Source organism: Castellaniella sp. (assembly GCF_049671645.1).
Lineage (GTDB): Bacteria > Pseudomonadota > Gammaproteobacteria > Burkholderiales > Burkholderiaceae_B > Castellaniella.
In genome coordinates this window covers 61,428-87,869 of the sequence record NZ_JBATVG010000015.1, presented here as the reverse complement: position 1 = coordinate 87,869, position 26,442 = coordinate 61,428, and the positions used below count along the sequence as shown (strand labels likewise).

The 26,442-nt window shown below is 58.7% G+C and carries 30 protein-coding genes; 11 read left to right on the top strand and 19 right to left on the bottom strand.

What is annotated here, in order from left to right:
• Positions 1-228 precede the first annotated feature (228 nt).
• The 3 genes from hemW to rph are packed head-to-tail and all read right to left on the bottom strand — an operon-like array spanning position 229 to position 2,826.
• Positions 229-1,449, bottom strand: coding sequence for a radical SAM family heme chaperone HemW (hemW, locus tag WBG56_RS06755; protein WP_424266548.1), 1,221 nt, complete (start codon positions 1,447-1,449; stop codon positions 229-231).
• Positions 1,450-1,459: 10 nt separating this feature from the next.
• Positions 1,460-2,077: an RdgB/HAM1 family non-canonical purine NTP pyrophosphatase gene (gene rdgB, locus WBG56_RS06750; protein WP_424266546.1), complete on the bottom strand. Its 618-nt coding sequence runs from the start codon at positions 2,075-2,077 to the stop codon at positions 1,460-1,462.
• Positions 2,074-2,826: a ribonuclease PH gene (gene rph / locus WBG56_RS06745; protein WP_424266544.1), complete on the bottom strand. Its 753-nt coding sequence runs from the start codon at positions 2,824-2,826 to the stop codon at positions 2,074-2,076. The genes rdgB and rph overlap by 4 nt, the downstream gene beginning before the upstream one ends.
• 69 nt (positions 2,827-2,895) lie before the next feature.
• Between rph and WBG56_RS06740 the strand changes: the two genes are divergently transcribed.
• Both WBG56_RS06740 and WBG56_RS06735 read left to right on the top strand, forming a co-directional pair.
• Positions 2,896-3,804 carry a YicC/YloC family endoribonuclease gene (locus WBG56_RS06740; protein WP_424266542.1) on the top strand — a complete coding sequence of 303 codons (909 nt, stop codon included), beginning with the start codon at positions 2,896-2,898 and terminating at the stop codon, positions 3,802-3,804.
• Positions 3,805-3,979: 175 nt separating this feature from the next.
• The gene (locus tag WBG56_RS06735) at positions 3,980-5,188 is read left to right on the top strand and encodes a tyrosine-type recombinase/integrase (protein ID WP_424266540.1); all 1,209 of its coding nucleotides are present in this window, start codon (positions 3,980-3,982) and stop codon (positions 5,186-5,188) included.
• A gap of 141 nt (positions 5,189-5,329) precedes the next feature.
• Here WBG56_RS06735 and WBG56_RS06730 read toward each other — a convergent pair whose 3' ends face one another.
• From WBG56_RS06730 to WBG56_RS06700, 7 genes are all read right to left on the bottom strand, one after another.
• Positions 5,330-6,514 carry an MFS transporter gene (locus WBG56_RS06730; RefSeq protein ID WP_424266538.1) on the bottom strand — a complete coding sequence of 395 codons (1,185 nt, stop codon included), beginning with the start codon at positions 6,512-6,514 and terminating at the stop codon, positions 5,330-5,332.
• A 9-nt stretch (positions 6,515-6,523) separates the two neighbouring features.
• Positions 6,524-7,240, bottom strand: a complete 717-nt coding sequence (gene arsH / locus WBG56_RS06725) for an arsenical resistance protein ArsH (protein ID WP_424266830.1) — start codon at positions 7,238-7,240, stop codon at positions 6,524-6,526.
• Complete coding sequence (gene arsC / locus WBG56_RS06720) at positions 7,227-7,658, bottom strand: arsenate reductase (glutaredoxin) (protein ID WP_424266536.1); 432 nt, start codon at positions 7,656-7,658, stop codon at positions 7,227-7,229. Before arsC ends, arsH begins: the two co-directional genes overlap by 14 nt.
• Positions 7,659-7,683: 25 nt before the next feature.
• Positions 7,684-8,973 (bottom strand): arsenic transporter, encoded by a 1,290-nt coding sequence (locus WBG56_RS06715; protein ID WP_424266534.1) that lies wholly within the window; start codon positions 8,971-8,973, stop codon positions 7,684-7,686.
• A 135-nt stretch (positions 8,974-9,108) separates the two neighbouring features.
• On the bottom strand, positions 9,109-9,615 hold the full coding sequence (locus WBG56_RS06710) for an arsenate reductase ArsC (RefSeq protein WP_424266532.1): 507 nt from the start codon (positions 9,613-9,615) through the stop codon (positions 9,109-9,111).
• A gap of 5 nt (positions 9,616-9,620) precedes the next feature.
• Complete coding sequence (locus WBG56_RS06705) at positions 9,621-10,070, bottom strand: ArsI/CadI family heavy metal resistance metalloenzyme (RefSeq protein ID WP_424266530.1); 450 nt, start codon at positions 10,068-10,070, stop codon at positions 9,621-9,623.
• A gap of 13 nt (positions 10,071-10,083) precedes the next feature.
• Positions 10,084-10,407, bottom strand: coding sequence for an ArsR/SmtB family transcription factor (locus tag WBG56_RS06700; RefSeq protein WP_424266528.1), 324 nt, complete (start codon positions 10,405-10,407; stop codon positions 10,084-10,086).
• A 246-nt stretch (positions 10,408-10,653) separates the two neighbouring features.
• On the opposite strand from WBG56_RS06700, the gene WBG56_RS06695 reads away from it, so the two are divergent.
• From WBG56_RS06695 to WBG56_RS06670, 6 genes are all read left to right on the top strand, one after another.
• Positions 10,654-10,995 carry a hypothetical protein gene (locus WBG56_RS06695; protein ID WP_424266526.1) on the top strand — a complete coding sequence of 114 codons (342 nt, stop codon included), beginning with the start codon at positions 10,654-10,656 and terminating at the stop codon, positions 10,993-10,995.
• 93 nt (positions 10,996-11,088) lie between these two features.
• The gene (locus WBG56_RS06690) at positions 11,089-12,048 is read left to right on the top strand and encodes a DUF932 domain-containing protein (RefSeq protein WP_424266524.1); all 960 of its coding nucleotides are present in this window, start codon (positions 11,089-11,091) and stop codon (positions 12,046-12,048) included.
• A gap of 81 nt (positions 12,049-12,129) precedes the next feature.
• Entirely contained in the window at positions 12,130-13,119 is a 990-nt protein-coding gene (locus WBG56_RS06685; protein ID WP_424266522.1) for a YqaJ viral recombinase family protein, read from the top strand.
• Positions 13,120-13,212: 93 nt separating this feature from the next.
• Complete coding sequence (locus WBG56_RS06680) at positions 13,213-13,713, top strand: JAB domain-containing protein (RefSeq protein ID WP_424266520.1); 501 nt, start codon at positions 13,213-13,215, stop codon at positions 13,711-13,713.
• 76 nt (positions 13,714-13,789) lie between these two features.
• The gene (locus tag WBG56_RS06675) at positions 13,790-14,689 is read left to right on the top strand and encodes a hypothetical protein (RefSeq protein WP_424266518.1); all 900 of its coding nucleotides are present in this window, start codon (positions 13,790-13,792) and stop codon (positions 14,687-14,689) included.
• A gap of 70 nt (positions 14,690-14,759) precedes the next feature.
• Positions 14,760-15,104, top strand: a complete 345-nt coding sequence (locus WBG56_RS06670) for a hypothetical protein (protein ID WP_424266516.1) — start codon at positions 14,760-14,762, stop codon at positions 15,102-15,104.
• Here WBG56_RS06670 and WBG56_RS06665 read toward each other — a convergent pair.
• Complete coding sequence (locus WBG56_RS06665; RefSeq protein ID WP_424266514.1) at positions 15,088-15,429, bottom strand: helix-turn-helix domain-containing protein; 342 nt, start codon at positions 15,427-15,429, stop codon at positions 15,088-15,090. The two genes, WBG56_RS06670 and WBG56_RS06665, sit on opposite strands and share 17 nt — an antisense overlap.
• Positions 15,430-15,589: 160 nt before the next feature.
• Between WBG56_RS06665 and WBG56_RS06660 the strand changes: the two genes are divergently transcribed.
• Both WBG56_RS06660 and WBG56_RS06655 read left to right on the top strand, forming a co-directional pair.
• Positions 15,590-16,366 (top strand): hypothetical protein, encoded by a 777-nt coding sequence (locus WBG56_RS06660; protein ID WP_424266512.1) that lies wholly within the window; start codon positions 15,590-15,592, stop codon positions 16,364-16,366.
• 71 nt (positions 16,367-16,437) lie between these two features.
• The gene (locus WBG56_RS06655) at positions 16,438-16,773 is read left to right on the top strand and encodes a hypothetical protein (RefSeq protein WP_424266511.1); all 336 of its coding nucleotides are present in this window, start codon (positions 16,438-16,440) and stop codon (positions 16,771-16,773) included.
• A gap of 195 nt (positions 16,774-16,968) precedes the next feature.
• Here the strand turns inward: WBG56_RS06655 and WBG56_RS06650 are convergent, their stop codons facing one another.
• Together WBG56_RS06650 and WBG56_RS06645 are read right to left on the bottom strand one after the other, a co-directional pair.
• The gene (locus WBG56_RS06650; RefSeq protein ID WP_424266509.1) at positions 16,969-17,220 is read right to left on the bottom strand and encodes a helix-turn-helix transcriptional regulator; all 252 of its coding nucleotides are present in this window, start codon (positions 17,218-17,220) and stop codon (positions 16,969-16,971) included.
• 91 nt (positions 17,221-17,311) lie between these two features.
• Positions 17,312-17,893 (bottom strand): inovirus Gp2 family protein, encoded by a 582-nt coding sequence (locus tag WBG56_RS06645; RefSeq protein ID WP_424266507.1) that lies wholly within the window; start codon positions 17,891-17,893, stop codon positions 17,312-17,314.
• 574 nt (positions 17,894-18,467) lie between these two features.
• Between WBG56_RS06645 and WBG56_RS06640 the strand changes: the two genes are divergently transcribed.
• Positions 18,468-19,304, top strand: a complete 837-nt coding sequence (locus tag WBG56_RS06640) for a CopG family transcriptional regulator (protein ID WP_424266505.1) — start codon at positions 18,468-18,470, stop codon at positions 19,302-19,304.
• Between the two features lie 425 nt (positions 19,305-19,729).
• Here WBG56_RS06640 and WBG56_RS06635 read toward each other — a convergent pair whose 3' ends face one another.
• From WBG56_RS06635 to WBG56_RS06610, 6 genes are read right to left on the bottom strand one after another with little or no spacing between them, the layout of a single operon-like run.
• Positions 19,730-21,649, bottom strand: coding sequence for a chloride channel protein (locus tag WBG56_RS06635; RefSeq protein WP_424266503.1), 1,920 nt, complete (start codon positions 21,647-21,649; stop codon positions 19,730-19,732).
• A 57-nt stretch (positions 21,650-21,706) separates the two neighbouring features.
• Entirely contained in the window at positions 21,707-22,588 is an 882-nt protein-coding gene (locus WBG56_RS06630) for an urease accessory protein UreD (RefSeq protein ID WP_424266501.1), read from the bottom strand.
• The gene (ureG, locus tag WBG56_RS06625; RefSeq protein ID WP_424266499.1) at positions 22,588-23,415 is read right to left on the bottom strand and encodes an urease accessory protein UreG; all 828 of its coding nucleotides are present in this window, start codon (positions 23,413-23,415) and stop codon (positions 22,588-22,590) included. Before ureG ends, WBG56_RS06630 begins: the two co-directional genes overlap by 1 nt.
• Before the next feature lie 22 nt (positions 23,416-23,437).
• Positions 23,438-24,187, bottom strand: a complete 750-nt coding sequence (locus WBG56_RS06620; protein ID WP_424266497.1) for an urease accessory protein UreF — start codon at positions 24,185-24,187, stop codon at positions 23,438-23,440.
• Positions 24,188-24,197: 10 nt separating this feature from the next.
• Entirely contained in the window at positions 24,198-25,910 is a 1,713-nt protein-coding gene (locus WBG56_RS06615) for an urease subunit alpha (RefSeq protein ID WP_424266495.1), read from the bottom strand.
• Complete coding sequence (locus WBG56_RS06610; protein ID WP_424266828.1) at positions 25,903-26,268, bottom strand: urease subunit beta; 366 nt, start codon at positions 26,266-26,268, stop codon at positions 25,903-25,905. Before WBG56_RS06610 ends, WBG56_RS06615 begins: the two co-directional genes overlap by 8 nt.
• Between the last annotated feature and the right edge of the window lie 174 nt (positions 26,269-26,442).

The window sequence follows — 26,442 nt, the reverse complement described above, 5'->3', positions numbered from 1 at the left end:
ACAGGCTCCTGCGCCAAAAGGATAAGAAGAAAATCAAGCCTGAGGCTTTGTCATATGCGACGGCATCCATGCCGCCGATTACTGTTAAGCAAATGCCGTGCCAGGTTTTGAGATCCTGGTGAATCCGCGCAATGGGACGGCACTGAGCCCCGCCGCATTGGCAGAGCACCGGCACAGCCGCAGCGAACGCACCAAACAGGTGCACATTTTAGAGCACGATGCACCAGTTCAGGGCAAAAATTCCATTTGCAGATCGTTCAGGAAGCGCCAGCCCTGCGGGGTCGCCTGGACCCGTTCCAGGCCGGGCAGCAACAGGCCGCGATCGACGGCCCGGCGCATGGCCGGCAGAATGGACATGAGCGACAGACCGGTGCGTTCGATGAACAGGCCGCCTTCGACCCCGTCCTTCAGGCGCAAGGCATTGAGCATGAATTCGAAGCCCAGGTCGGCATGGCCCAGTTCGCGCTGTTCGACAATGTGTTTGCCCGAGCGTTCCCGGGCAAGCCGCATCCAGGCATCGGGCATGCGGGCGCGCGCCTGGCGGATGATGCGGTTCTGAAAGGAGATCTTGGAATGCGCTCCCGGACCGATGCCCAGATAATCGCCGAACTGCCAGTAGTTCAGATTGTGCAGGCAGGCCTGGCCGGGCTGCGCGTAGGCGGATACCTCGTAGCGGTCGAAGCCGGCGGATTGCGCCAATTCCGCCACGCGATCCTGCATGACGGCGCTCTGTTCGTCATCCGGCAAGCGGGGCGGATACTTGGCGAACACCGTATTGGGTTCCATCGTCAGGTGGTACAGCGACAGATGGCCGGTCTGGAAAGCCAGGGCTTCGCGCAGGTCCTGCTCGCATTGGGCCAGGGTCTGCTCCGGCAAGGCGAACATCAGGTCCAGGTTCACGCGATCGACGGCGTGCTGGGCCATGCCAATGGCCGCCCGGGCCTGGGCGGCGTCATGGATGCGGCCCAGGCGCTTGAGCTTGTCGTCATCGAAGCTCTGGATCCCCAGCGAAATCCGGTTGACGCCCGCCTGCGCGTAGCCCTGGAAACGGGCCGCCTCGGCGGTGCCTGGATTGGCTTCCAGGGTGATTTCCGCGTCCGGCGCCAAACTGAGCGTGGCCCGCAGCAGACTGATGATCTGATCGACGGCGTCGGCTGACAGCAGGCTGGGGGTGCCCCCGCCAAAAAACACGGTGGACACCGGCCGCCCCCAGACATCCGGCAGGGCCTGTTCCAGATCCGCCTGCAGGGCTTGCAGGTAATCCTGTTCGGGAATTTCGCCGCTGCGCTCGTGGGAATTGAAGTCGCAGTATGGGCACTTGTGCACACACCAGGGCACGTGCACGTAGACGGATAGCGGCGGCAGAGCCGCCAAGCCGGGACGGCCGCGCACCCCGGGGCGGCCATCGTTTTCCGGTTCGGCTTGGGGCACACGCACCAGTTTCTTCATGGCTAGACCTTCAGGATTGCCGCGGGCCGGCGTATTCGCCGCGCAGCGCCTGCAGCAACTGGCGCAAGGCACGCGCGCGGTGGCTGAGCTGGTTCTTCTGTTCCAGCGGCAGCTCGGCGGCGCTCATGCCCAGGTCCGGCAGGTAGAAATAAGGATCATAGCCAAAGCCATTGGCGCCTCGGGGCTCCGCCAGGACTTCACCCTCCCAGCTGCCCTCGACCACGATGGGGCGCGGGTCATCGGCGCTGCGAATGTACACCAGGACCGCCACGTAGCAGCCCCGTCGATCCGTCCGTCCCTGCATGTCGGCCACCAGCCGGGCATTGTTGGCCGCGTCCGAGCGCGCGCCATCGGCCATCACGGCATAACGGGCGGAATGCACGCCCGGGGCGCCACCCAGGGCGCGGACGCACAGCCCGGAATCGTCCGCCAGGGCGGGCAGACCGGTGATCCGGCTGGCATGCCGCGCCTTGGTCAGCGCGTTCTCGACGAAGGTGCCAAAGGGCTCTTCGGCCTCGGGCACCCCAAGGGTTCCCTGGGGCACCATCTCGATGCCCGCCGCCGCCAGGCTGGCGGAGAACTCCTTGAGTTTGCCGGAGTTGTTGGAGGCAAGCACCACCTGGTTCATCGGGCGGCCTCCAGGGCGGCGGATTGAGCCTGGATCAGCTGGCGGATGCCGCCGTCGGCCAGGTCCAGCAAGGCGTCGAGCTGCCGACGCCGGAAACTGCCGCCCTCACCCGTGCCCTGGACCTCGACAAAATCCCCCGCATCGGTCATGACGACGTTCATGTCGGTATCGCAGCCGGAGTCTTCGGCGTAATCCAGATCCAGGACGGCCGCGCCCCCGACCAAGCCCACGGACACGGCCGCCACCTGGCCGCGCAAGGGATCGGCCTTCAACAAGCCCCGGGCCTGCAGGCCGCGCACGGCCAGGGCCGCGGCCACCCAGGCGCCGGTGATGCTGGCGCAGCGTGTGCCGCCATCGGCTTGCAGCACGTCGCAATCCAGTTGCAGGGTGCGTTCGCCCAGGGCGGCCATGTCGAAGACCGCCCGCAGACTGCGGCCGATCAGGCGCTGGATTTCCTGGGTGCGGCCGCTTTGCTTGCCCCGGGCGGCCTCGCGGTCGCCGCGGGTATGCGTGGCACGCGGCAGCATGCCATATTCCGCCGTCACCCAGCCTTGCCCCTTGCCCTTCAGGAAGGGTGGAACTTTTTCCAGCACGCTGGCTGTGCACAGGACACGGGTGTCGCCCATGCAGGCCAGCACGGACCCTTCGGCGTGGCGCGTGTAGCCGGTCAATAATTGAACGGGGCGCAGCGCATCGACGGCGCGCCCGGACGGCCGGGCGGCCGCAAGGGACAGGGAAGATTCGGACATGAATGAGGTTCCAGACTGGGGAGCAGACTACAATGACGCCCTTATTGTAGAGAATCCCGAGGGCTCCCGATGATCCGTAGCATGACTGCCTATGGCGCAAGCCGCCTGGAAGCCGAGCAGGGCGCCCTGGCCGTCGAAGTGCGCAGCGTCAACAACCGTTTCCTGGACCTGAGCCTGCGCGTCCCTGAGGACCTGCGCTTCGCGGAAGGGGCGATCCGGGATCTGGTCGGCCGCCATGCGCTGCGCGGCAAGGTCGAAGTCAAGCTCAGCTACGGGCTGACGGAACAGAATGCGCCGCGCCCTTTTGACGAAGCGGCCGTCCGGGCGCTGGCTGAGCAACTGGCCTGGGCGCGTCGCCACATCCCCGATCTGCCCGCTCCCGCGCTGGCCGAGCTGCCGCGCGAAGGGCTGGCCCGCAACGGACTGGATGCGGACATCTGGCTGCCTTTATGCGAACAGGCCTGCGTCCAGGCCTTGCAGGAATTCCAGGCCGCCCGCGAACGCGAAGGCGCCCGGCTGGCCCAGGCCATGCTGCAGATGGCCGACGACATCGTCCGCATTGTCGATCTGGTCGAGGCCGAGCTGCCCGACCTGGTCCGCCAGCATCAGGACCGTATCGCCCAGCGGCTGCGCGAAGCGCTGCTGGCCGCCAGCCCGGAAGGCTTTTCCGCCATCAGCGGCGCCGAACTGACCGCCCGCATCGCCCAGGAAGCGAGCCTGTTCGGGCTGCGCGTGGACGTGGCCGAGGAGCTCACCCGCCTGCGCTCCCACCTGCAGGAATTGCGCGACATCCTGAGCGGCGACCATCCATCGGCCCGGCGTGGCAGCGGCAAGCGGCTGGACTTCCTGTTCCAGGAAATGAATCGCGAGGCCAACACGCTGGGTTCCAAGGCGGCGGCCCTGACCGTCACCCAGGCTGCCATCGATCTGAAGTTGCTGATCGAGCAGATGCGCGAACAGGCGCAGAACATCGAGTGATGTAAACAGAGATCAATGAAACTCAATTATCTCAATAAAATCAACGTTTTTACAGGAATTCCACTCCACACAGCTCAACTGATACCCACCACTATCTACTAAAAATCGGTGGGTATAATGGTGGGTATGTGACTGCCCCTGCTGAGATACCTGGTGGGTGCATTTGGAGTATGTGATGACAGAACTGACAAGCAAAGCAGTCAGCGCCAAGATCAGGGGGGAACCTGGGCGCTTCGCCGACGGCAACGGGCTGTACCTGGTCGTGCCGAAAAGAGGTCGTGCGTACTGGATGCTGCGCTACACGTCCAATGCACGGCGCAAGGAAATGACGCTCGGCAAGGTGAACGACCTCTCGCTTGCCGATGCCCGGATAGAAGCTGCTCTGAAGATGAAGCAGCTTCGCGAAGGTCTAGACCCTTTGATCGCAAAAAAAAGAGCCGATTATGGCTCCATCAACTGCGTAGACGACCTTTTTACCGACTGGCATGAAGGCAACAAAAAGCGCCTGAAACACCACCACATCCCCTTTCGGGTTTACACCAAAGACATTTCACCCGTCATAGGACAGATGCCGCCCACAACGGTCACGGGGCGCGACATCAGGCAGATTTTGCGAAACATCACGGAAAGCAATAGGCCGACCATTGCCAATGATGCTTTGCTGTACTGCAAGCAGTTGTTCAACCATGGCATCAAACTAGACATCATTTCTTATAACCCCGCTTTTGCCTTCTCGGTAGATGATGCCGGCGGCATAGAAAAAAGCAGGGACAGAGCGCTGACTGTCGAAGAGCTTGCGTTCGTCTTCAAGAAATTTAGAGAAGAAGCCGATAGCTTCACCCGCGACAACTACTTGGCTTGTGCCCTTTTGGTCTTACTGGGAGTCAGGAAAGGCGAACTCACTGAAGCCATGTGGAGTGAATTCGATTTGGACAAAAAAATTTGGTACCTACCTCAGGAACGCAGCAAGTCCGGCGTGGCCATCGACATCCCATTACCAGACTTGGCGATCGAGTGGCTAAACGAACTGAAGGTGCGCGCCTTCGGTTCCGCCTATGTTTTCCCAAACAGGAGATCGAGCAAAATGCCTCACATGGGCAAGGACACGTTGAACCGAGCCATCTCTAAACTGTTTGGCAGGGAGCCTGGAAAAGCAGTGCAGCCTGAAAACAAGATGGGGGACTTTGAACATTTCACTGTCCATGACCTCCGGCGCACTTGCCGAAGTTTATTGGCTTCGCTAGGCGTTCCTGGGCATGTGGCTGAACGCTGCCTCAACCATAAGCTCAAAGGCGTAGAGGGTATCTATAACCGCCATGACTACTTCGACGAAAGAAGAGATGCCTTTGAGTTGCTTGCTCAAAGGCTGGCATCATTGATATAAGGCTTTTGGAAGCAGATTGCATCATACCTGGGCCGAAGACCCATCAGCACCATCTGGATTACGACTATGCGAAGGAGAAGGCGACGGAGGCTTGGAGGCGACGCTCGGCCAACGGCGACCAGTGACTAAAACCGACGCAGGTCATCGATGCGGACTTACGTGCATCGACCACAGTGCGGCAAATGCACTGATGGCGAGCAGGGAAGACAGCCACAGAGCTTGGCTTCCCCAATTTGCGACCGCCAAACCAAATAGAAACGGGGAACCTGCTTGCACGATACGGGCTGGGACCATGAGCCAGCCCTGGCGTTGCCCATATCCTTGAGACCCGAACACTTTGAGCGGTAGCGTGCCTATGGCAATGGTCAAAATGCCATTACCCAGACCGTGCAGGATGGCAAAAATGCTGGCTGCTGGTGCACCGGCGAGGCCTAGGCAGATAGCGGCCAGTGGATGGGCCAGAATTGCCAGACGCGCAGAGAGCAATGGATGTGCCTTTTTGAGGAAGCTGTATTCCATCACCCGACCAGCGACTTGAGCTGGGCCTACCAATGCAGCGGCAGCAATAGAGGCTGCTAGAGTCGCGCCACTAGCCTGAAAAATCTGTGGCAGGTGTGATGCCATGGCGGTGCTGATGAACCAAGACGCCGCAAAAACGTAGGCCATCAGGTAGGCGGTTCGCGGGAGGTTCATACTTCCGCGCCTCCCATCTTGAGACACAGATTCAAGCGGCTCTTGCTCGTCGGTCGCACCTCCGATGTCTTGCCTGGCACGCGATAGCAAGGCGTTGAGCGGAAGGCCCAGCACCAGATGCAATGCGGCCCAGAACATGCATACGACCCGCCAGTCATACAGGCCCTCCAGATAGCTGGAAAGTGGCCAACCCACTGTGCTGGCAAAGCCAGCAAAAAGCGTGATTCCGGTAATGGCAGGCCTCGAACTCTGGCCATATAAGTGGACCACGCTGGCAAATGCGGCCTCGTAGAGCCCGCTTCCCATGGCCAGTCCTATGACCACCCATGCTGCAAAGATATGCATGGTTTGCGTTGCCTGGCTCAAGATCAGCAGGCCAAAGGAAAAAGCCAGGTTGCTTGCGATGAGCACTGGCCTTCCACCGAAGCGATCAATAAAGTACCCAGCCACAGGCCCTGCTGCCGCAGCCACCAGCAGGGCAGCAGAAAAAGCTCCGAACACTAGCGAGTATGAAGTGCTTGTTGACTGACCGATGGGCTTGGCCAACACCGCAAGCAAGTAGTACGAAGAGGCCCAGGACAATGTCTGGGCGATTCCAAGCATGACTGTGACTTGTGTGCGGTTCAGTGCCATGTGTGTCGCTTAGATGCTGCGCTGATTGACCCGTTTGGACAGTTCTTCGGCGCTTTCGCGGCGCTCGCTGTAGCGGTCTACTAGGTAGTCCGAACAGTCTCGAGTGAGCAGAGTGAACTTGACCAGCTCTTCCATCACATCCACTACCCGTTCGAAATACGAAGAGGGTTTCATTCGGCCTGCATCGTCAAACTCCAAGAATGCCTTGGCAACGGATGACTGATTGGGGATAGTGATCATACGCATCCAGCGGCCCAGCACTCGCATCTGATTGACGGCATTGAAGGATTGGGAGCCGCCCGAGACCTGCATTACCGCCAGTGTCTTGCCCTGTGTCGGTCGCACAGCTCCGACGGACAAAGGAATCCAGTCGATCTGCGCTTTGAGGATACCGGTCATCGCACCGTGGCGCTCTGGGGATGTCCAGACCATGCCCTCGGCCCATTGGGTAAGCTCGCGCAGTTCCTTGACCTTCGGATGATCATCAGGCGCACCATCCGGCAGCGGCAGACCTCTCGGGTCGAAGATCCGGGTCTCAGCCCCCATCTTGCGCAACAGTCGTGCTGCTTCTTCAGTCAACAGACGGCTGTAGGAGCGATCACGAACCGACCCATACAACAGCAAAATACGTGGTGCATGTGTCGCACGTTGGGCTGGTAACAGGCCCTCTAAGCTGGGTTTTTCAAATACTTGTTCGTCCAGGCTCGGTAGATCAGTGCTTGCCAATTCGATTTCCTTGCGAATCAATGACGGGTTCCCCGTCTTCCTTGGAGAATGCGGCCTGTTGAGGTTGCGGCAGGATGTCCAACACGGCCTCCGAAGGACGGCACAAGCGAGTTCCCCGGTGGGTGACCACTATCGGTCGGTTGATCAGGACGGGGTGTTGAAGCATGAAGTCAACCAACTGTGCGTCTGTCCATTTGGGGTCACCCAGGCCAAGCTCGTCATATGGCGTACCTTTTTGGCGCAACACATCGCGCACTGGTATGCCCATCGTTTCGATCAAGCCCACCAACGTGGCGTGATCAGGAGGGGTTTTGAGATATTCGATGATTGTGGGCTCTTCTCCGCTATTGCGGATCAAAGCCAGAACGTTGCGAGACGTGCCGCAATCAGGGTTGTGGTAAATCGTGATGTTGCTCATAGCGCTAGATTTTCATAACGAAGATTTAAGACACCACGCTGAGCCGCAAGGCCAGGGCGGCAAGAGTGACAAGTAGCACGGGCGCGGTCAGTACGGTGCCGACTTTGAAGTAATAGCCCCAGCCAATCGTTGTGCCTTTCTTGCTGAGCACATGCAGCCAGAGGAGCGTGGCCAGACTGCCAATAGGTGTGATCTTGGGCCCCAGGTCGCAGCCAATCACATTGGCGTACACCATGGCCTCCTTGATTGCCCCACTGGCCGTGGAAGCATCGATGGATAAAGCTCCAATCAACACTGTGGGCATGTTGTTCATGATCGAGGACAACACAGCAAAAAGAACACCTGTGCCGAGTGATGCGGTCCACACACCGCCAGCTGCAAATTGATTCAGCAGGACAGCGATGTAGTCCGTCAACCCCGCGTTGCGCAGCCCATAGACCACCAGGTACATCCCCAGTGAGAACACCACAATTTGCCATGGGGCACCGTGCAACACCTTCTTGGTGCTGATGACATGGCCACGTGCAGCAACAGCCAGTAGGATTGCGGCCCCTACGGCAGCCACAGCGCTGACGGGTACGCCCAGGGGCTCCAGAGCGAAGAATCCGACCAGAAGCAAAGCCAGCACGACCCAACCGGCTCGGAAGGTGGCTAGGTCTTTGATCGCGACTGAGGGATGTTTGAGCTGAGTGATGTTGTATGAAGCAGGAATATCGCGTCGGTAAAACAGCAGCAGTACGCAGAGACTGGCCAAGACCGAGGCAATGTTGACTGGCACCATCACAGACGCATATTCGTTGAAACCGATCTTGAAAAAATCGGCAGACACGATATTTACCAGATTGGAGACGATCAGGGGCAAGCTTGCCGTGTCAGCAATAAAGCCAGCAGCCATGATAAATGCTAGTGTTGCAGCAGGAGAGAAGCCCAGTGCAACCAGCATGGCCATCACGATGGGCGTGAGTATCAGGGCCGCTCCGTCATTGGCGAACAGGGCCGATACAGCGGCACCCAGCAGCACGATGAAAGCAAACAGCTTGATCCCGCTACCGCCTCCCCTGCGGGCGAAGTGCAGGGCGGCCCATTCAAAGAATCCGGCCTCGTCCAACAAAAGGCTGATGATGATGACGGCGACAAAGGTCGCTGTGGCATTCCAGACAATATTCCAGACGACTGGGATGTCAGCCCAGTGCACGACTCCCAGCAACAGCGCGATAGCAGCACCGATCATGGCGCTCCAGCCAATGCCAAGTCCGCGCGGTTGCCAAATGACCAGCGTCAGTGTGAAGATAAAAATCAGGATGGCCGTCAACATGCCGCATAAGTCCTAGGAAATATTTTGATACGATGTCAGGGCTGCACGCAGCAAGCGGGCGTCGCTGAAGTCTGGCGCAACAAACCAGGCTTGGGCTCTGAGCCCTGGCAGGTGTTGCAAATGGGGGATTGGGGTTCAGTGCGACGAGAGTTCGCGTGCCGTGGACTGGAGCACGGTCTGCTCAAGCTTTTGTGCAGGAAGGTTCACCAACAACTCCAGGCGGCGCCGGATCATGTGCATGGTTTGGCGGAAGGCTTCTAGCTTTGTTTCGTCAGGTGCATCGCCTACTGAGGGGTCTGGATAGCCCCAATGTGCTGTAGCAGGATGGCCAGGCCAAAATGGGCAAACCTCTCCTGCAGCGTTATCGCAGACAGTGATGATGAGGTCCATGAGTGGTGCGTCAGGCACGGCAAACTCATCCCAGCTCTTGCTGCGCAGACCTTCCACCGAGACTCCTGCTTCTTGAAGCACTTGCAGTCCCAGCGGGTTAGGCTGCTGGCTCTCTCGCGGGCTACTGCCTGCCGAATAGGCCTTGAAACGGCCTTGTCCCATATCGTTGAGCAAGGCCTCGGCCAAGATGCTACGAGCTGAGTTGTGGGTGCACAGGAACAAAACGTTCAGCGGAGCTTTGTTGTCAGACATGGTGTTTAGCAGCAGGATTTAGAGGATGAAGCAGTGGCGCAGCAGGCTACGCTTTGAGAGACTGAAGCTGGCATCGCTTCGTTGAAAACAGGTATGTTTTTCAGGGAGTGGAAGTGCTCCCAGGCAATGCCTTGAGGATCAGTAATCCAGTGCTTTTCGCTGCGAGCGTAGCAGCATGTGGTTTCGCCTTCGTCAAGCAGTGTCATGTCAGCCGCTTGAGCTCGCTGTTTCAACTCAGACAGTTCGTCCGCCTCATCCACCTGGAAACCGAGGTGATCCAGCCCGGCTGCCTGGTGGCCGCGCGTAGAAATTGCGAAATTGACGCGTGGGTCGTCCAGCATCCACTTTGCGTAGTCGCTTTCCACCCGAGAAGGTGCGGTTCCGAACAGCTTGGAATAGAAAGTGATGTTCTTGTCCAAATCCTCAACGTGCACGTGTACATGAAAGCGTTTCATGATGCTGTTCCTATTAACAATGACATGAAATAGCTGTGTCAGCAGCGCAGACTGCGCCTTGGCAACAGTTCTCAGTGAGATACGTCAGCAGATCGTTCATGACGGGAAATGCCGCGCGATAGACTACGTTGCGCCCTTGCCGCTCTTGGCTCACCAAGTTGGCATGAAAAAGCTCCTTCAGATGAAAAGACAGTGCGTTCGGAGCAATGCTCAGTTGCTCAGCTAATGCACTGGGTGTCAGACCCTCGGGACCAGCCACGACGAGGGCGCGAAATACACGCAAACGGGATTCGTTAGCCAGAGCGGAGAGCGAGCGGACGGCGTTTTCTTCTTTCATTGTTCAATAATACATCAATTGTTGAAGTAATTTGCAAAAAAAAGACAAAGCACTGGGCGTCTGTTGCGCAGGCAGCTTACCAACGGCGACCTATAGAAACCGATATCAAGTGACTGCGTCTGGTCGACTTCAGTCCACCATAAACCACTATTCTAAATTTTTTCGTCCACATATCACTCTCAGGAGCTTCCCCACGGATGCTCCAGGCAGCCCCACCTGCCTGCCTCTCCCCATCCCGAGGCTGACATGTCCCCTTCCCTTTCCTGCCCTCGCTGCAAATCCGAACACATCACCACCCGCGACTACGGCAGCAAAACCGGCAGCATCATAGGCGCTATCGCGGGCGCCGCAGGCGGTGCCGCAGCGGTAATCACCAGTGCCGAAACCGGCACAACCCAGAGCTTGGCGGCTGGGCCTATCGGTTCCCTCATCAGCGGCCTAGCTGACGGCCTCATGGGCATGCTGCTGGGCGGCGCCACTGGTTGCGCAACCGGCTACACCCTTGGTCGCCAACTCGATGACTTGGTGCTCGACAACCGCGAGTGCCAGAACTGTGGTCATACGTTCCACGTATCTGTCGCTCAGTAGTCCTATCCCCTTATTTCCCGCATAACGCCCATGCCATCAGCTTTAACGGCTGTCGGCATGGGCGTTTTTGCGCTTTCGCTCAAGGATCAAAATATGCATCTCGTTGAATCCATGGCCTACATCGGCCACACGCCCTGGCATGGCCTGGGCAATGAACTGGCCCGCCGCCAACCGCTCGAAGTCTGGGCGCAGCAGGCGGGCATGCACTGGCACATCGAAGCCGGTGACGTGCGCTACATCGCCCAAGGCGAACACCTCGGCTCCATTCACGCCTTCCCCGGCCAGAAGGTGCTGTACCGCTCGGACACCAAGGCCCCGCTGTCGGTGGTGTCTGACCGCTTCCAGGTCGTGCAGCCCGAGGAAATCCTGTCCTTCTACAAGGATCTCACCGAAGCGGGCGGCTACGAGCTGGAAACCGCTGGTGTGCTCAAGGGCGGACGCAAACTCTGGGCGCTGGCCCGCACTGGCCAGAAGGCTGTTCTCAAGGGTCGGGATGAGGTCAACGGCTATCTGCTGCTGGCTACCGCCTGCGACGGCACGCTCTCGACCACGGCCCAATTCACGTCCGTGCGGGTCGTCTGCAACAACACCCTGGCGATCGCTCTTGGTGATGGGGCAGGCGCGGTGCGCGTCTCACATCGCAGCGTTTTTGACCCCGACAGTGTGAAGCGTCAGTTGGGCATTGCGGTCTCCAGTTGGGACAGCTTCATGGTCCGTATGAAGGCCCTGGCCGACTGCAAGGTCACGGACACCGCCGCCGAAGCGTTCCTGCGCCGTGTGCTGACCTATCCGGCCAATGCCGATACCAGTCAACCCGCCATCAACAATCGGGCGCTCAAGAGTGTTCAGGGCCTCTATAACGGGCACGGTATGGGGGCGGAGTTCGGATCGTCCGCTGGCACCGCCTGGGGCCTGCTGGGTGCCGTGACCGAGTTCGTGGATCACCACCGCCGTTCCCGCAGCGCAGATCACCGGCTGGACGCTGCGTGGTTCGGCCAGGGGGCCAGCATCAAGCAGAAAGCCTGGGATGAAGCCCTCAAATTGGTGGCATAGCACTCCCCTCTTTTTCACGGCATAAATGCCCGGCTGACGCTCATGCGCTGCCGGGCATTGTTCTTTCTGGAGGTTTTCATCATGGTATTACCCAATCGTCAGCCGGACAGCCGCCCGGCGCTACGTCTGGTCGATACGCGCAAGATCAAGCGGGCCGAATGGCTGGAAGTGCGCAAGACGGGCATCGGCGGCTCGGACGCTGCGGCAGCCGTGGGACTTTCACCCTACAAAAGCCCGCTAGAACTTTGGCTGGAGAAGACAGGACGAGATGCGACGCTCTCTAAGCCTGATCCCCAGGACACGACTGAACCCGTGTATTGGGGCACGCTCCTGGAGCCGATTGTCGCCGCCAGCTACACCCAGCAGACCGGACGCAAGGTGCGCAAGGTCAATGCGGTTCTTCAGCATCCGCAGCACCCCTGGATGCTGGCGAACCTGGACCGGGAGGTCATCGGCGGCGTCGGTGTGCAAATCCTGGAATGCAAGACCGTCGGGGAATTCGGCGCACGGCTCTGGCGCGATGGCGTCCCAGAATACGTCCAGCTTCAAGTCCAGCACCAATTGGCCGTCACCGGCAAGCGGGCCGCCGACGTGGCCGTGCTGCTGTGCGGCCAACGGCTTGACGTGCATCGCATTGAGCGCGACGACGAGCTGATCGCCCGCCTGATCCAGCTTGAAGCCCAGTTCTGGGATCACGTCGTGCGGGACACGCCGCCCCCAGCGGATGGCTCGGAATCGGCGGATCGTGCCTTGCGCTGCCTGTATCCCGGCCACGGTGGCACGGTGGACTTCAGCGACGACCGCACGCTGTCCGCGACCTTCGCTGATTTCGTCCTGTTGCAGGCCGACATCAAGGACCGAGCAGCACACGCCGAAAAGCTGAAGCAGATCCTGCTGCAAGCCATGGGCAATGCTGAATCGGCTCAATTCGAGACAGGGCGGATCAGCTTCAAACGCAGCAAGGACACGACATCCCTGGACGTGGACCGGCTGCGACTCGCCCACCCCGAACTGGCGGCGCAGTACGCCGGCACACGGCCCGGCTCGCGGCGCTTTCGGGTACTGGCCTGACCGCCCCCCTCTCCCGCCTTGGCAGGCTCCCCACGCGACATGCCGCCCTCGTTGGCGGCATTTTCTATTCCACTTTCAGAAGGAGGTGGCCCTATGCGCTACCCGAAGTTCAGAGCCAGCGACATCCCCGGCCTGTACATCCTCGATTCCACCGTGATGAGCGAAGGCGACATCCTGGCGATGGCGCGGCAGCTTTCACATGACAGCCTGAGCAAGGGCCGGTTTCTGACTATGCCAGGCCCCACCAAAGACTATCTGCAAAACCTGATGCAGGACTACGAGCACGAAGTCTTTGCCGTGATCCTGCTCGATACCCTGCAACGGGTTATTGGCTTTCATGAACTGTTCCGAGGCACGGTCAATACCTCGACCGTCTATCCGCGAGAAGTCGTCAAACTTGCTCTGACACACAACGCAGTGGCAGCGGTCTTCGCCCACAACCACCCGTCTGGTGTCTCCATTCCCAGCCAAGCAGACATTGACACCACCAAACGGCTGAAGGATGCCCTGGCCCTGGTCGATGTACGGGTGCTGGATCACATCGTCGTCGGGCGCGACGGCTGCACGTCTCTGGCAGAAACTGGCCGGATGTAGGCCTGTCAGCCAAGCTCCACCCACTCCCCCTGCATGCCCGCCCCTGGCGGGCGTTTTCGTTTACAGGAGCCTCATTATGCTCAAAGGCTTTGCCATCACCCCGCCCATCGTTGGGCGCATCTCCATAGGCCGTGTCGTCGAAAAGAACGGCAAGCGCCTGCCGGAGAAGGACGATCAGTTCACCCTCACCACCCAGGTCCAGAACCACGATGGCTGGATGCTGCACCCAGCCCACGAGGCCGAGTTGAAACGCACTCAGGCGGCCAAGCTGCGCGCCATCCAAATCATGCTGCCTTTCAACGACCCGGACCTGAACCTGCGGGCCGAATACGTCCAGTTCGACCGCGAGACGGGCAGGCCCATGGCGATCAGCGACGGCACGACCTGCCAGCGCCGCACCACGCAAGGGATGGAAACCATCACCTGCGCGGCCACCCAGGACTGCTGCCGCCGACAGGCCAACACCAAGCCCTACGGACGGCTGTACGTGAAGATCGGTGGTGAGGACGATCTGGGCGTGTTCATCTTCCGCACGACCTCCTATAACTCGATCCGAACCCTGGCCGCCCGCCTACGCTACTACGCAGCGGTTTCAGGCGGACGGCTGGCAACCCTACCACTGGACTTGAAGCTGCGCGGCAAGTCCACCACGCAAAGCTATCGCACACCGATCTACTACGTCGATCTGGTCATCCGCGACGGCATGACGCTGCACGAGGCGATCCAGGAAACACGACGGGCTGACGCGGAGCGCCAGGCGCAAGGCTTCGACCAGGCGGCCTTGGATGAAGCGGCCCGGCTGGGCTTTGGCAACGGATCGTTCGAGGAAACCGAGGATGATCTGCCGACAGTCGCGGAGGAGTTCTTTCCTGGCTCCCCTGGCGATGAGCCGGCCTCCATCCCCCATGACAAACAGCCCCAACCCCGCTCACTGGCGGACAAACTCAAGGACAGGACTGAGAAAGCCGCCGCTTAGAACATCTCCCAATCACCCGACTATCAGCCCAGCGCCTAAACCCGCTGGGCTTTATTTTTGGAGCATCACCATGTCACACCACGCGGCTCCCGCTATCCTGACGCCTCGACTCACGCTGGGCAAAGTACGGATCACCACCGCAGCCATCGCGGCCTTGGAGGCGACGACAACCGAAGGTGTTCTTCTGCTGCACCGGCACCTTCATGGAGACTGGGGGGACATCCCAGCCCAAGACGCCCTACAAAACGACATCGCGCTGCTTCTGGGCATGCGGGTCTGTTCACGCCATACGTTGGCTCAAGACATCGAAATTTGGATCATCACGGAGGCCGACCGGACCATGACGACCATCATGGCACTCGATACTGGTTTCGCCCGGAACTCGGGCAGCGACCGTGCTACCCCAGGCGAGTAGCCAGGCGTTCCACAATCTCCAGGATCATGGCACGGTCCTCATGCCCCAACCCGGACAATAGACGTTCGATATGCCGAGCCTGATCCGTAGGCCGCGAACTGGTCTCCGTAACCAAATCAGCTACACCGCATTGGAAGATTTGAGCAAACTCCCCTAAACGGATCACGGTCGGCAGGACAACGCCACGTTCAATCCGCGACACCGCTTCAACCCCAATCTTCAGGTGCTCTGCGACCTGCTCCTGGGTCAGTTCGCAGGCCACACGCCGCTTTGCAATCGCACGGCCAACCAATCCAGCCAAATTTTTCATCTCAGCCTCAGGCATACCACCTCCACCTCCGACTGGAATGGTCTGGTATCACCCTTTCAAGATGAAGGGCTTTATAGGTTGTTAATCAACCTTTTAAGATGTATAAAGCTGTGGTTACATTGACTCACAACCGCTTTTCAGCATCACTCATCACACCTAAGGACCTGATGTGGCTATGGCTACTCAATACATTTCCTACGACCAAGTTCCCTGGTACCGAAAATGGTGGTTTGCCGCTCTCGGCACCATCATCTTCATGCCCGCCATCATTTTGATGTCCTTTTTTGGAAATTTTTATTTCATAAAAAAAGGGGAACTCAAGCCATTTCCAAAATGGTACAAATTTGTCCTCCTGGGGATTTTCATCTTGGCCGTTTTGGGTTCAATCCAAGAGCAAAGAGAAACGCATCGGAAGCAAGCACATGCGGACGGGGTGGCTCTAGGATTGTCTAAAGAAGATTTGAATTCGATGTTTCAAGATGCTTTAGACGAGGCGAATAAAACCGTGGAGCTTCAGGCCGCGCAAGAGAGCCTTGCCGCTACTCCTGCTTCAGAGGCTCCAACGGCTTGCCTCAATAGCAAACTCGTCTTTGCCTGCACAACCACCAAGGGTAAAGCGGTCGAGATCTGCGACTCTGATGACATCCTGCAATACAGCTTCGGCACAAAAGGTCATTACCCTGAACTCTCTCTGTCAGTACCTCGCTCCGAAGCGAGCACCTTCCAGTGGGACGGACGAGGGAGTGAGATTACCTACAGCGTGCAAATTCCAAATGGAGATACCGTCTATGAGGTGTTCACATCTATGAGCAGAATGAGTAATGAGCATGAGATTGTCTCAGGAATCAATGTCGAAGTTGCAGGCAAGCATGTTGCTACGCTCACATGCTTGGATGACACCGTACAGCAAGACATGGAGGATATCCCGCTCAAACCTGCTTCATGGCAATAGTTGAGGCTTATTTTCTTAATTTTTTAAACACATGGATTTTTCCAGAAAGCTATATCAGGAGTAATTAAACTATGAACTCATACATAAAGGCGATCATTTTTTTAGCAACTTTATCGCTTTTAGGGTGCTCCTCCAAACCCAATGTGGAGGTCTCAATCCAACCCAACAGATCCTGGGGAAATCTAGCTTTCTTCATTCAGGCCACGAGCGATGATGTTGTTGTTAAAAATGTAATCATCAATCGTGGAAATTGCAATTTGCCTCCGGGAACAGCTAAAGACATAGAGCGAACCGTGAAGCTTAAATTTGGACAGAGCTACCAGGGATTTAGCATCAACTGTAAAGTTGATGATGTAAAGGAAATCGAAGTGGAAACAGACGTAGGGGAATTTGTCTTCTCATTTTAAAAACAAAACCTACCGAAGCAATTTATATTATTAATCCTATTCCTAAGCTGTTTTTTGATCAAATATGTTATAAATCTCTGACAGCAATAGCTTAGGCATTATCAAAGTCAAAAAAACCTGTAAAAAAGGTAGAAAAACCAGACCGAGGGAAGTTTTTATAAGAACCTGGCAAGGTAGTAGGCGTCCAGCTATCGCCTACGCAGCTCGGGAAGCCTGGATACGCGCCAGTATCCAGGCTTCCAGTTCGCTTTTCAGCCATCGAGAACGGCGTCCAAACTTTACTGGCGGAGGGAACTTACCCTCTTGAATCAGTTTGTAGAACCATTTGTCTGTTAGGCCTGTGTATTTGGTTACGAAGCCCATACTGACAAACTGGTCTTCGATAAGTGGCTTTCTGTTGGATGTGGGCGTGATGCAATCATAATTGCCCATAGCGGGTGTAGACATGTTGTTTTCCTGTCTCGTTGAAAGGCAGGAAGTCGATGCAAGCCGAACGCGGCGGACATCTCTTCCACAACATGAATCAGTTCCATAAAAATTAAAAACTACTTCCGATAGAACGTTCACCATCGCCATATCGCTTAGTTATATTTTTCGCTAGATAGCTGGCGTGAGTCATCACCTCTTTAGTTTTTTGTGTGATGTCGGCGTTGTTTTTGTTTAGATAAAAAACCCTTCCAAAATTAACCAGTGAAAGAAAGTCAGGATGAGTGAGCCGAGTTGCACTGCACCAAGCTTGCTTAATTATGGCGCTCAAGGTGTCTTTGGTGGAGCTATAGGGGCCGAGCAGATGGTAGGCGTCCTTGTTCAATAGTAGAAGGACATGGTAGTGTTTCCGGCCATTGATAGTTCCATATTCTCGTGCCCATACATAGCGCACGTTGCAAGACACTCTCCTTCCCCAGGATTTTTCTTTTCTCTTTAGATCAGCCTTGATCTTGGCTTTTATTGAGGCGAAGAATCTGGTAATCACGTCGGACTCTGTTTCAGCTTGAGTCTCTATCATTGGAAAACGCAGATCAATGCGTACTGCCATCACTCTCGGGTGAACCTCAAGGGCTTTCTGGATGGTTTTGAAAATAATGTCTTGGTACTCTAAATTGTAAGTGTTCTGAAGCATCTCTCACTCCTATATGGTTTTAGATCACATAGGAGGATGGGTTTTGATTATTTTTTACTAAAATTAATGTACTTGGGTTTTTATTATTTATCCTTGCTTCACTCCTTTATTACTAAGCCAACACGAAGTGGTTTGATTAATATTAATCTTGCACCTTATTTAGTTGGCGCTTTGGTTTGCATTATTAATTGAGAATGAAAAATATCGCTCTTAATTTAAACGGAAATTTGTTATTATTTACTTGATCTGAAGTGGAAATGATGATCAACATAATTATGTCCAACCATTACCTTATGCACGCACAATGAAATAAGATGCTGTTTTTAAACGTTATTTGTATGAAATTCGCAGAAATATTCATAATAATTTCATATAGTTCCTATATAGTTTCTGTATAGTTATTTTATATATCATACATAGTTCTTATATAAATTCATATATATTTGAGCATAGTTCCTATTTTTATGATATTCTAATGAGTGATTTTTTCTTTGGTCTTCTAAGAACCAAATCAGATTTTACCTAATTTCACACATTGACATTTGGATAGCTTTCTACTTGTAGCTTCGAAACTATGGAATTTAAAGACCTAAAAAAATCCGATAGTTTGGATTTTGTTTTTCCAGATTGGGGTGTAGATAACCGCACGGCGATATGGCTTTGGGCAATGGCTTTTTACCATCCCGGGACCACTCTGCGGTCATCCGATTTCCATATGTCGAACATACGACACGATATAAAACAGGCAATAGATAGCCTTAAGGGCGCTGGCTTCTTGATCGATTTAAAACGCCCTATTTTTATACCAGAATCCGGATTTGATTGGGTTGAGAAAAAAGGCCGCCAGCCGAATTGGTTGATACGGCTTTTTGGCCACCAAGTCCCTAATGTTCCACTGCTTTACCCTGAAAGCATAACGCCAAAGGAAACACTAATCTTATTATTTGATAAATGGGACGAGAGCTTGCCGCGTAAGGCAGAGATGTTGGATATTTTGAGAAAGAGGTGGGTTCAGCATCAGCGTGAAGATAAAAAATTCAGTTGGTATGCCGATCCTGGAAAAGAAAAGCAAAAATGCCAGCTTGCTTGGCAGTGGTATCAAGAAAACCATGAGGAGCTGTGCAGAAGCACCCTAGAGTTTTCCAAGTTGATGGATGTCTTGGTATTTCTTGACGGTACTAACCTTCAGCCAGATGCAAAGCTTCATCACCTAAATCAAATCAAGAAAAAGTACAAAGCTCAACAGACCTATGCAAACCGCCAAGGAAAGAAGCAAACTAATATTTCTTTATCTGACGAAGCCCGGCTTCAACTTGATGAACTGGCAAGAGCACAAGGAAGAACCAAAACCGGTGTGATTGAGCAATTAATTTTCCAAGCTCACAGCAAGGACTCAACCGAGTCTCCCTAATGAGCCTTCGAGCAAACCAGGCAGAATGTGGGCGCTGTCGCTCGGGATGGAACGCAAGGGCAAGCCCGCACCGATAGCTGTAACTATCGCGAGAACGATCAACGCCACAGGCCGCCCGAATCTCCTGACGCATGCGGCACGAGGGCTTGTCCAAGGATGCCCCTAAGAGACTAGCCAATGGGACATCTCATTGAAGTGACAAGCAGCCATGGCCGTTCCTCACCTATACTCAGAAGTTGACTCTGAGCGCGTTCAATGCTGTTCAGTTGGCGCTACTGGCTAGTCACTGACACACATCGAAGCCAAACGGTGGGCATATCGGTGGGCAATGACAGAAATAAAGTGATAAATTATTTATAATTTATTGATTTTAATGGATTTTTATTTTTTACTCTCCATTCAGGCGCAGAATATCGAATAAGGCGTTACTTGGAGACGCGGCGTCGACGCGCCCGCATGTGCCGCCAGGTGCGCAGGCTGATCTGGCGGCGCAGGCGGCCGTTTTCCCGGATGCGGCGCGTATGCGCGGCGATCACGTCGCCGCGGGTCAGCATGCCCAACAGCCGGGACGGGTCGGCGGGGGCCACTACCAGAAGCCGGCCCACGTTCTCGATCGCCATGTGGTCCGCGGCCTGCCGCAGGGTGTGGGCCGGGGAAATCACGATGGGCGGGCGCACGATCAGATCCCCCAGCCGCGCCTGATCCGACCACTGGGCATCGAAAAAGGCCCGCCGGGTCAGAACCCCAAGCGGCCGGCCTCGCGCATCCAGCACAGGATAGCCCTGATGCTGGGCCTCGATGCCGCCCAGGGCGATCCAGCGCCGGATCTCGCCGATGGTCTGATCGGCCCGCAAAGTGACCATGTCCCGCGTACAGGCGGCCCCCACCAGAATCTGTTCCAGATAATCCGCCTTGTATTCGGACGGCACCCGCACGCCCCGGCGGGCGATCTTTTCCGTCATGATGGTATTGCGCATCATCAGGGCGGAAATCAGGTAGGCGGCCGTGCAGGCGCCCAGCAGCGGCAGCAGGCCGGCGGGCTGGCCCGTGGTTTCGAGCGCGAAGATCACGGTCGTCAACAACGCGCGCGACGCCCCCGCGAACAGCGCCGCCATGCCGATCAGAGCGGCGATGCGCGGGTCCACGCCCAGCCAGGGCATGGTATGCGCCAGCGCCAGACCGAACATCGCCCCCAGAGACCCGCCGATGGTGAACAAAGGCGCCAGGGTGCCGCCCGACGTGCCGCTGCCCAGACAGATCGACCAGGAAATGAACTTCATCAGGCACAGCCAGGCCAGCGCCCCCATGGCCAGGTGGCCGTTGAGGATATCTTCGATATTGGTATAGCCGACCCCCAGCGTCAGCGGCGCGACCCAACCCACCAGGCCCACCACCACGGCCCCCAGCGCGGGCCACCACATCCAGTGGATCGGCAGGCGCTCGAAGCCATCCTCGATGGCATACACCAGATGCGTCACGGCCACGCTGACGATCCCGATCAAGGCGCCCATCAGGACATAGGCCGTCAACGCGCCCCCGCCCGGGGTCGTCACCGTATCCATCAAAAAGACCGGGGTGGAGCCCATCAGCAGGTCCCGCATGCCGGTGGCCGTGACACAGGCCAGCGCCACGGGGATCAGGGAGCGGCCTCGCAATTCGAACAGCAGCAGCTCGACCGCCAGAGCCACTGCGGAAATCGGCGCCGCGAACACCGCCGCCATGCCCGCCGCCGCGCCTGCCGCCAACAGCACCTTGCGTTCGCTGGCCGTGACTTTCATCAACTGGCCGATTAACGAGCCCAGGGCGCCCCCCGTGGCGATGATGGGGCCTTCGGCGCCGAACGGTCCGCCGGTCCCGATCACGACGGCGGAAGACAGTGGCTTGAGCCAGGTGATGCGGGACGGAATCCGGGATTCATTCAACAGAACCTGCTCCATGGCTTCCGGAATGCCATGACCCCGGATCGCCTTGGACCCCCAGCGCGCCATGATGCCGGCGACCAGGCCGCCGGCGACCGGCACGAGGATCACCCAGGCCCCCAGATGCGGGACGGCGCCCGCCGGAGAGGAAAAGGCCGTGGACCATGTGCCGTAGAAACTGAGATTCGTGATCAAGCCGATCAGTTTCATCAGGCCCCATGCCACCAGCGCCGCGATGAAACCCAGGCCGATCGACACCGCGATCATGCGCAGCAAGCGCCAATCCATGCGCGTCACGTCGCGCGGCATCCGCGCCTGGGCCAGGCTGGGAGCCAGATCAGGCGCCAGCGGCAACCCGCCGGACTGGCTCTGCTCCTGAAGCCGGGGCGTGACGGGATCGGGTGTGAGGGGGGATGGTTCGGACATCAAACGGTGGGATTCTGCTGAAAATCAGGGGAACCCAACATTATGACGATTCAAGCTTTAAATAAGCTGAGCGCCCGGCGTCCGACGGGTCCTGGCCGGATCGGGCACCAGGTAGGGTCTGATGGAGGCCGCCGCAGATGGCCGAGGTTCGCGGCAGTGGGCGAAAGCGCGGTCGAGCTTGCGCAACAGATCGACCAGCGTGTGGTCCACGCTGCTGATCACGATGCCGAGCTCGTCAAGCGGCATCACGGCCGTGTGGGGGATGGCGTCACTGACGGCTGCACCGCCCCGGCGGATGAGGGTCTGTTCCGGGTCGATGACCACGAGCGAGCCCAGCGTGCGATAGCCGCCCATGACGGCGCCGCTTGCCCAGCCCGGCGCGGCATCGCCCACGGCCAGGGTCTGGTCGTAAATCGCCCGGCCCGCGACAGTGATGCGCAGGCGCTGACGGTAGTCGCCCGGCTCCTCCGCGTGGCGCCCCAGCACGACATCGTCCCGCAGATACAAGCGCGCGCCCTGCTCCAGCATCACATGAATGAAGCCCTGGTGCCGGCAGCCCGCGGCCGCGATCTGCACCCCGGGTTCCCAGATCAGCGTGCCGCCGCCGGCCACGCGCACGTTCACGACGCTGCTCGACGTTTCGCCGCGCGGTCCGGGCAGCACCAGCGTGCCGCCGGCCGCGCCCAACAGGAAAGCGGCATCGGAGCCGACGTCGATATCCCAGCGCCAGCCGTCCCCCCCCACCGGGCCGGCGGCTCCGGCCACCAGGCGCGCGGCGACGGCGCCCTGGAGTCCCCAGGGCGATGCCCACGCCGGCGCCGTCTCGGTGGTAGCGCGCATCACCAGGGCTTGATGGGAATGAAGTTTTTCGATGAAGCTGCGGCGTGTGCCGTCGGTCAGCGTCCGCGCGCGGACGCTGACCCATGCATGCGACTGCATCAGGCGGCGTGGCTTGCCGTGCGCCGATGCGCCACGACTTTGTCGCGCACCCAGTTGACCAGGGGATCGATACCGGTCTGTTCCCGCAGGGAAGTGAAGATGAATGGCAGATCCCCGCGCTTGGCGCGGGCATCGCGTTCCATGACGGCCAGGTCGGCGCCCACGTGGGGCGCAAGATCCGTCTTGTTGATCACCAGAAGATCCGAAGTGGCCGTGCCCGGGCCGCCTTTGCGCGGCACTTTGTCGCCGCCGGCCACATCGATGAGGAAGATCTGCTGATGCACCAGGCCGCGGCTGAAGGTGGCCGTCAGGTTGTCGCCGCCGCTCTCGATCAGGATGAGGTCGAGCTTGGGGAATTTCGCTTCCAGCGTCTCGACAGCTTCCAGATTGCTTGAAATATCATCGCGTATCGCCGTGTGCGGGCAGCCTCCGGTCTCGACCGCGATGATGCGGTCCTTGCTCACCACGCCGTTCCTGAGCAGAAAATCGGCATCCTCGGTGGTGTAGATGTCGTTGGTGATGACCGCCAGTTCCAGCTCTCGCCCGAGCGCCCTGGCCAGGGCCGCCACGGTCGCCGTCTTGCCGGCCCCCACGGGACCGGCAATGCCGATGCGCAGCGCGCCGGCGCCCATGCCCAGCGGCGCATGTTCGTCGTAGTGGATATGCGAGGGATTGGCGACGATGGTGTTGGCGCCCTCCTGGCTGCTTTCGAGCCAGTAGGCGTGCTCACGGTCGTTGTGATGATGCGCATGTTCGTGCGGATGGCCATGCGCGTGGTCATGGGCATGCCCGTGGGCATGATCGTGATCGTGGACATGTTCGTTCATGAGATTCTCCTTGAGCTGAAAATCAGCTGGCAAACAATCGAGAGGTCCAAGTGGCATGAAACTCGGCTTCAATATCAAGCAAATACCCCGCAGCCGAGGGTAGCGCGGCAAAATCGGCAGGATCGCAACGCGCGGCCTCGTGCGCCAATGGCATCACCACGTCGCAACCGAGACGCGCGATGACCGCATTGACCTGAAAGACGTCCAGGCCCAACAGCCGCACGGCGGCGATCGCCGGACCATTCAGGTTTTCGGTCAACGAGATGAGCGCGGCATGGACCGGCTGCTGATGCGTGACCGCCGCGATCGCGCCCAGCGCCAGCGGCTGATGCAGCCCCTGCGCCAGGCGGCCCAGTCCGGCCAGCAGCGGGTCGGGCCAGACTTCCGCCCCGACGCGCAACAACTGGCGACCCAGACGCCGCGAGACGGTCCGCAGCGTCGGCGATGGCGTGCGCGCCGAAAATTCATCGTCCAAGGGCTGGACGAATGCTGGAGAATCCGGCCGCGGCCATGCCGCGCGAGCCTGCAAGTGCCGCCCGAAGTGCGCGCAGGCAGTCGCGGCGAAACAGGCCGAGACCCAGCCGACCGAGTGCAATCGGCCTTCGAGAAAACGTTCCAGCGAAGAAATGTCGTCCACGCCCTGGTACTTCGCCGCTGCTTCGAAGCCGCCCGAATGGGAATGGGCGCCAGTGGGAAAGCGGCCATCGACAAGCTGCAGCAACGCCGGCAGCGCCTGCGTCGCAATGTATTCGTGGCTGCCGATCGCACTCATGCCGCCGCCCCTAGAACAGGAAGTAGCGCTGCCCCATCGGCACGGTACTGGTGGGCCCGTGGTCGATGAGTTCGCCGTCCACGCGCACGGCGTAGGTATCGGGATCCACCTCGATTTTCGGCAACGCCGTGTTTTCCGGCAGATCCTGTTTGCGCCGGCCACGGCAGTTGTCGATCGGCACCAGGCGGCGCTTGATGTCGAGTCTGTCCTGCAAGCCGTCGTCGATGGCCGCCTGCGCGACGAAAGCCACCGCGGTCGATGCCGTGGCGCGCGAGGCATAGTTGAACCCGAGCCGCTCCAGCACCGGCTGCGGCGTCGGGATGGACGCGTTCGGATCCCCCAGCGCGGCCATGGCCGCCATGCCGCCCTTGAATACGGCGGCGGGGCGGACCCCGAACAGCGACGGCTGCCAGAGCACGAAATCGGCCATTTTGCCGACGGCGATGGAGCCCACGTACCGGTCGATGCCGTGCGTGACCGCCGGGCAGATCGAATATTTGGCGACGTAGCGGCGGGCGCGGTGGTTGTCGGCGCGGTCATCGTCGCCGGGCAGGCTGCCCCGGATTTCCTTCATGCGATGCGCGGTCTGCCAGGTGCGCATGACGACTTCGCCGATGCGGCCCATGGCGCGGGCATCGGAAGACATGATCGACAGCGCGCCCATATCCTGCAGCACGTCCTCGGCCGCGATGGTGCCGGCCCGGATGCGGCTTTCCGCGAAGGCCAGGTCGTTGGGCACCCGCGGATTCAGGTGATGCGCCACCATCACCATGTCCAGGTGCTCGTCCACGGTATTGCGGGTGAAAGGCCGGGTCGGGTTGGTCGAGGCCGGCAGCACGTAGGATTCGCCGGCAATCTTGATGATGTCGGGCGCGTGGCCGCCTCCGGCGCCTTCTGTGTGGTAGGCGTGGAAACAGCGGCCCCTGACGGCTTTCAGCAGATCTTCCACGAAGCCCGCCTCATTCAGCGTATCCGAGTGGATGGCTACCTGCGTGCCGGATTCCTCGGCTACCGTCAGCGCCATGTCGATGACGGCCGGGGTCGCCCCCCAGTCTTCATGCACCTTGAAGCCGCCGGCGCCGGCGCGCAACTGCTCCCAGAGAGATTCCTTGTTCATGGAATTGCCGCGTCCCAGGAAGAGCACATTGACCGGCCAGGGTTCCATGCCTTCGAGCATGCGCGCAAGCCACCAGGCGCCCGGCGTGGCCAACGTGGCCTTGGAGCCTTCCGACGGCCCCGAACCGCCGCCGATGACGGTGGTGATGCCGGTCTGGAGCGCGGTTTCGAACATATCCGGCCCGACGAAATGCACGTGGGAATCGATGGCGCCGGGCGTCATGATGAGGCCGTTGCCGGACATGATTTCCGTCGACGGGCCGATCACGAGGTCCGGATGCACGCCATCCATGGTTTCCGGATTGCCTGCCTTGCCGATGGCGACGAACTTGCCGTCGCGCACACCGATGTCGGCCTTGATGATGCCCCAATGATCGAGGATGATGGCGCCGGTGATGACCAGGTCCGGCGTGCCGGCCGAACGCGGCCGGTGCGATTGGCCCATCGATTCGCGCGCTGCCTTGCCCCCGCCGAAGACGATTTCGTCGCCGCCGAAAGTGAGATCTTTTTCCACCTCGATGACCAGGTTGGTGTCGGCCAGCCGGATGCGATCGCCCGTGGTGGGGCCATAGGAAGCAACGTATTCCGCGCGTGAGATTTTAGGCATCCAGCTTCCCCTTGCACAGGCCGCGCAAGCCGCGGACGATGCGTTCGCCCGTGATGGGCACCAATTCCACCTCGATGTCGGCCCCGGGCTCGAACCGGACGGAGCCGCCGGACAGAATATTCAAGTGCTTGCCCCAGGCAGCCTTGCGGTTGAATTCAAGCGCGGCATTGACTTCCGCGAAATGAAAATGCGAACCGACCTGGATGGGTCGATCGCCGGTATTGACCACGCGCATCGTCGTCACCGCCCTGCCGGCGTTGATCTGGAGGTCTTCCGGACCGTACAGGATTTCGCCCGGGATGAGCGGATCGTGCCGCGTGAGCGGATCTTCGCTTTCGCGCCGCAAGGGTTGGCGCATGCCGGTGCCGGGCTGGCGCGGCACCGACGGGCCGCTCACGCCGGACGAAGGATGGCTCTCCGCGTCCGGATCGGGCATCGGGTAATCCTTGCCCGGGTCGTCGGTCTGGTGCTGCGCGGGGTGGCGGTCGCCGCCGGGGCCCAGATCCGGATTCTCGAACGGGTTTTCGCCGAT

Bases quoted from the DNA above. Each gene is read 5' to 3' on its own strand.
- hemW (WP_424266548.1), bottom strand. From the start codon at position 1,449: ATGAAGAAACTGGTGCGTGTGCCCCAAGCCGAACCGGAAAACGATGGC.
- rdgB (WP_424266546.1), bottom strand. From the start codon at position 2,077: ATGAACCAGGTGGTGCTTGCCTCCAACAACTCCGGCAAACTCAAGGAG.
- rph (WP_424266544.1), bottom strand. From the start codon at position 2,826: ATGTCCGAATCTTCCCTGTCCCTTGCGGCCGCCCGGCCGTCCGGGCGC.
- WBG56_RS06740 (WP_424266542.1), top strand. From the start codon at position 2,896: ATGATCCGTAGCATGACTGCCTATGGCGCAAGCCGCCTGGAAGCCGAG.
- WBG56_RS06735 (WP_424266540.1), top strand. From the start codon at position 3,980: ATGACAGAACTGACAAGCAAAGCAGTCAGCGCCAAGATCAGGGGGGAA.
- WBG56_RS06730 (WP_424266538.1), bottom strand. From the start codon at position 6,514: ATGGCACTGAACCGCACACAAGTCACAGTCATGCTTGGAATCGCCCAG.
- arsC (WP_424266536.1), bottom strand. From the start codon at position 7,658: ATGAGCAACATCACGATTTACCACAACCCTGATTGCGGCACGTCTCGC.
- WBG56_RS06715 (WP_424266534.1), bottom strand. From the start codon at position 8,973: ATGTTGACGGCCATCCTGATTTTTATCTTCACACTGACGCTGGTCATT.
- WBG56_RS06710 (WP_424266532.1), bottom strand. From the start codon at position 9,615: ATGTCTGACAACAAAGCTCCGCTGAACGTTTTGTTCCTGTGCACCCAC.
- WBG56_RS06705 (WP_424266530.1), bottom strand. From the start codon at position 10,070: ATGAAACGCTTTCATGTACACGTGCACGTTGAGGATTTGGACAAGAAC.
- WBG56_RS06700 (WP_424266528.1), bottom strand. From the start codon at position 10,407: ATGAAAGAAGAAAACGCCGTCCGCTCGCTCTCCGCTCTGGCTAACGAA.
- WBG56_RS06695 (WP_424266526.1), top strand. From the start codon at position 10,654: ATGTCCCCTTCCCTTTCCTGCCCTCGCTGCAAATCCGAACACATCACC.
- WBG56_RS06690 (WP_424266524.1), top strand. From the start codon at position 11,089: ATGCATCTCGTTGAATCCATGGCCTACATCGGCCACACGCCCTGGCAT.
- WBG56_RS06685 (WP_424266522.1), top strand. From the start codon at position 12,130: ATGGTATTACCCAATCGTCAGCCGGACAGCCGCCCGGCGCTACGTCTG.
- WBG56_RS06680 (WP_424266520.1), top strand. From the start codon at position 13,213: ATGCGCTACCCGAAGTTCAGAGCCAGCGACATCCCCGGCCTGTACATC.
- WBG56_RS06675 (WP_424266518.1), top strand. From the start codon at position 13,790: ATGCTCAAAGGCTTTGCCATCACCCCGCCCATCGTTGGGCGCATCTCC.
- WBG56_RS06670 (WP_424266516.1), top strand. From the start codon at position 14,760: ATGTCACACCACGCGGCTCCCGCTATCCTGACGCCTCGACTCACGCTG.
- WBG56_RS06665 (WP_424266514.1), bottom strand. From the start codon at position 15,429: ATGCCTGAGGCTGAGATGAAAAATTTGGCTGGATTGGTTGGCCGTGCG.
- WBG56_RS06660 (WP_424266512.1), top strand. From the start codon at position 15,590: ATGGCTACTCAATACATTTCCTACGACCAAGTTCCCTGGTACCGAAAA.
- WBG56_RS06655 (WP_424266511.1), top strand. From the start codon at position 16,438: ATGAACTCATACATAAAGGCGATCATTTTTTTAGCAACTTTATCGCTT.
- WBG56_RS06650 (WP_424266509.1), bottom strand. From the start codon at position 17,220: ATGTCTACACCCGCTATGGGCAATTATGATTGCATCACGCCCACATCC.
- WBG56_RS06645 (WP_424266507.1), bottom strand. From the start codon at position 17,893: ATGCTTCAGAACACTTACAATTTAGAGTACCAAGACATTATTTTCAAA.
- WBG56_RS06640 (WP_424266505.1), top strand. From the start codon at position 18,468: ATGGAATTTAAAGACCTAAAAAAATCCGATAGTTTGGATTTTGTTTTT.
- WBG56_RS06635 (WP_424266503.1), bottom strand. From the start codon at position 21,649: ATGTCCGAACCATCCCCCCTCACACCCGATCCCGTCACGCCCCGGCTT.
- WBG56_RS06630 (WP_424266501.1), bottom strand. From the start codon at position 22,588: ATGCAGTCGCATGCATGGGTCAGCGTCCGCGCGCGGACGCTGACCGAC.
- ureG (WP_424266499.1), bottom strand. From the start codon at position 23,415: ATGAACGAACATGTCCACGATCACGATCATGCCCACGGGCATGCCCAT.
- WBG56_RS06620 (WP_424266497.1), bottom strand. From the start codon at position 24,187: ATGAGTGCGATCGGCAGCCACGAATACATTGCGACGCAGGCGCTGCCG.
- WBG56_RS06615 (WP_424266495.1), bottom strand. From the start codon at position 25,910: ATGCCTAAAATCTCACGCGCGGAATACGTTGCTTCCTATGGCCCCACC.
- WBG56_RS06610 (WP_424266828.1), bottom strand. From the start codon at position 26,268: ATGCGCCAACCCTTGCGGCGCGAAAGCGAAGATCCGCTCACGCGGCAC.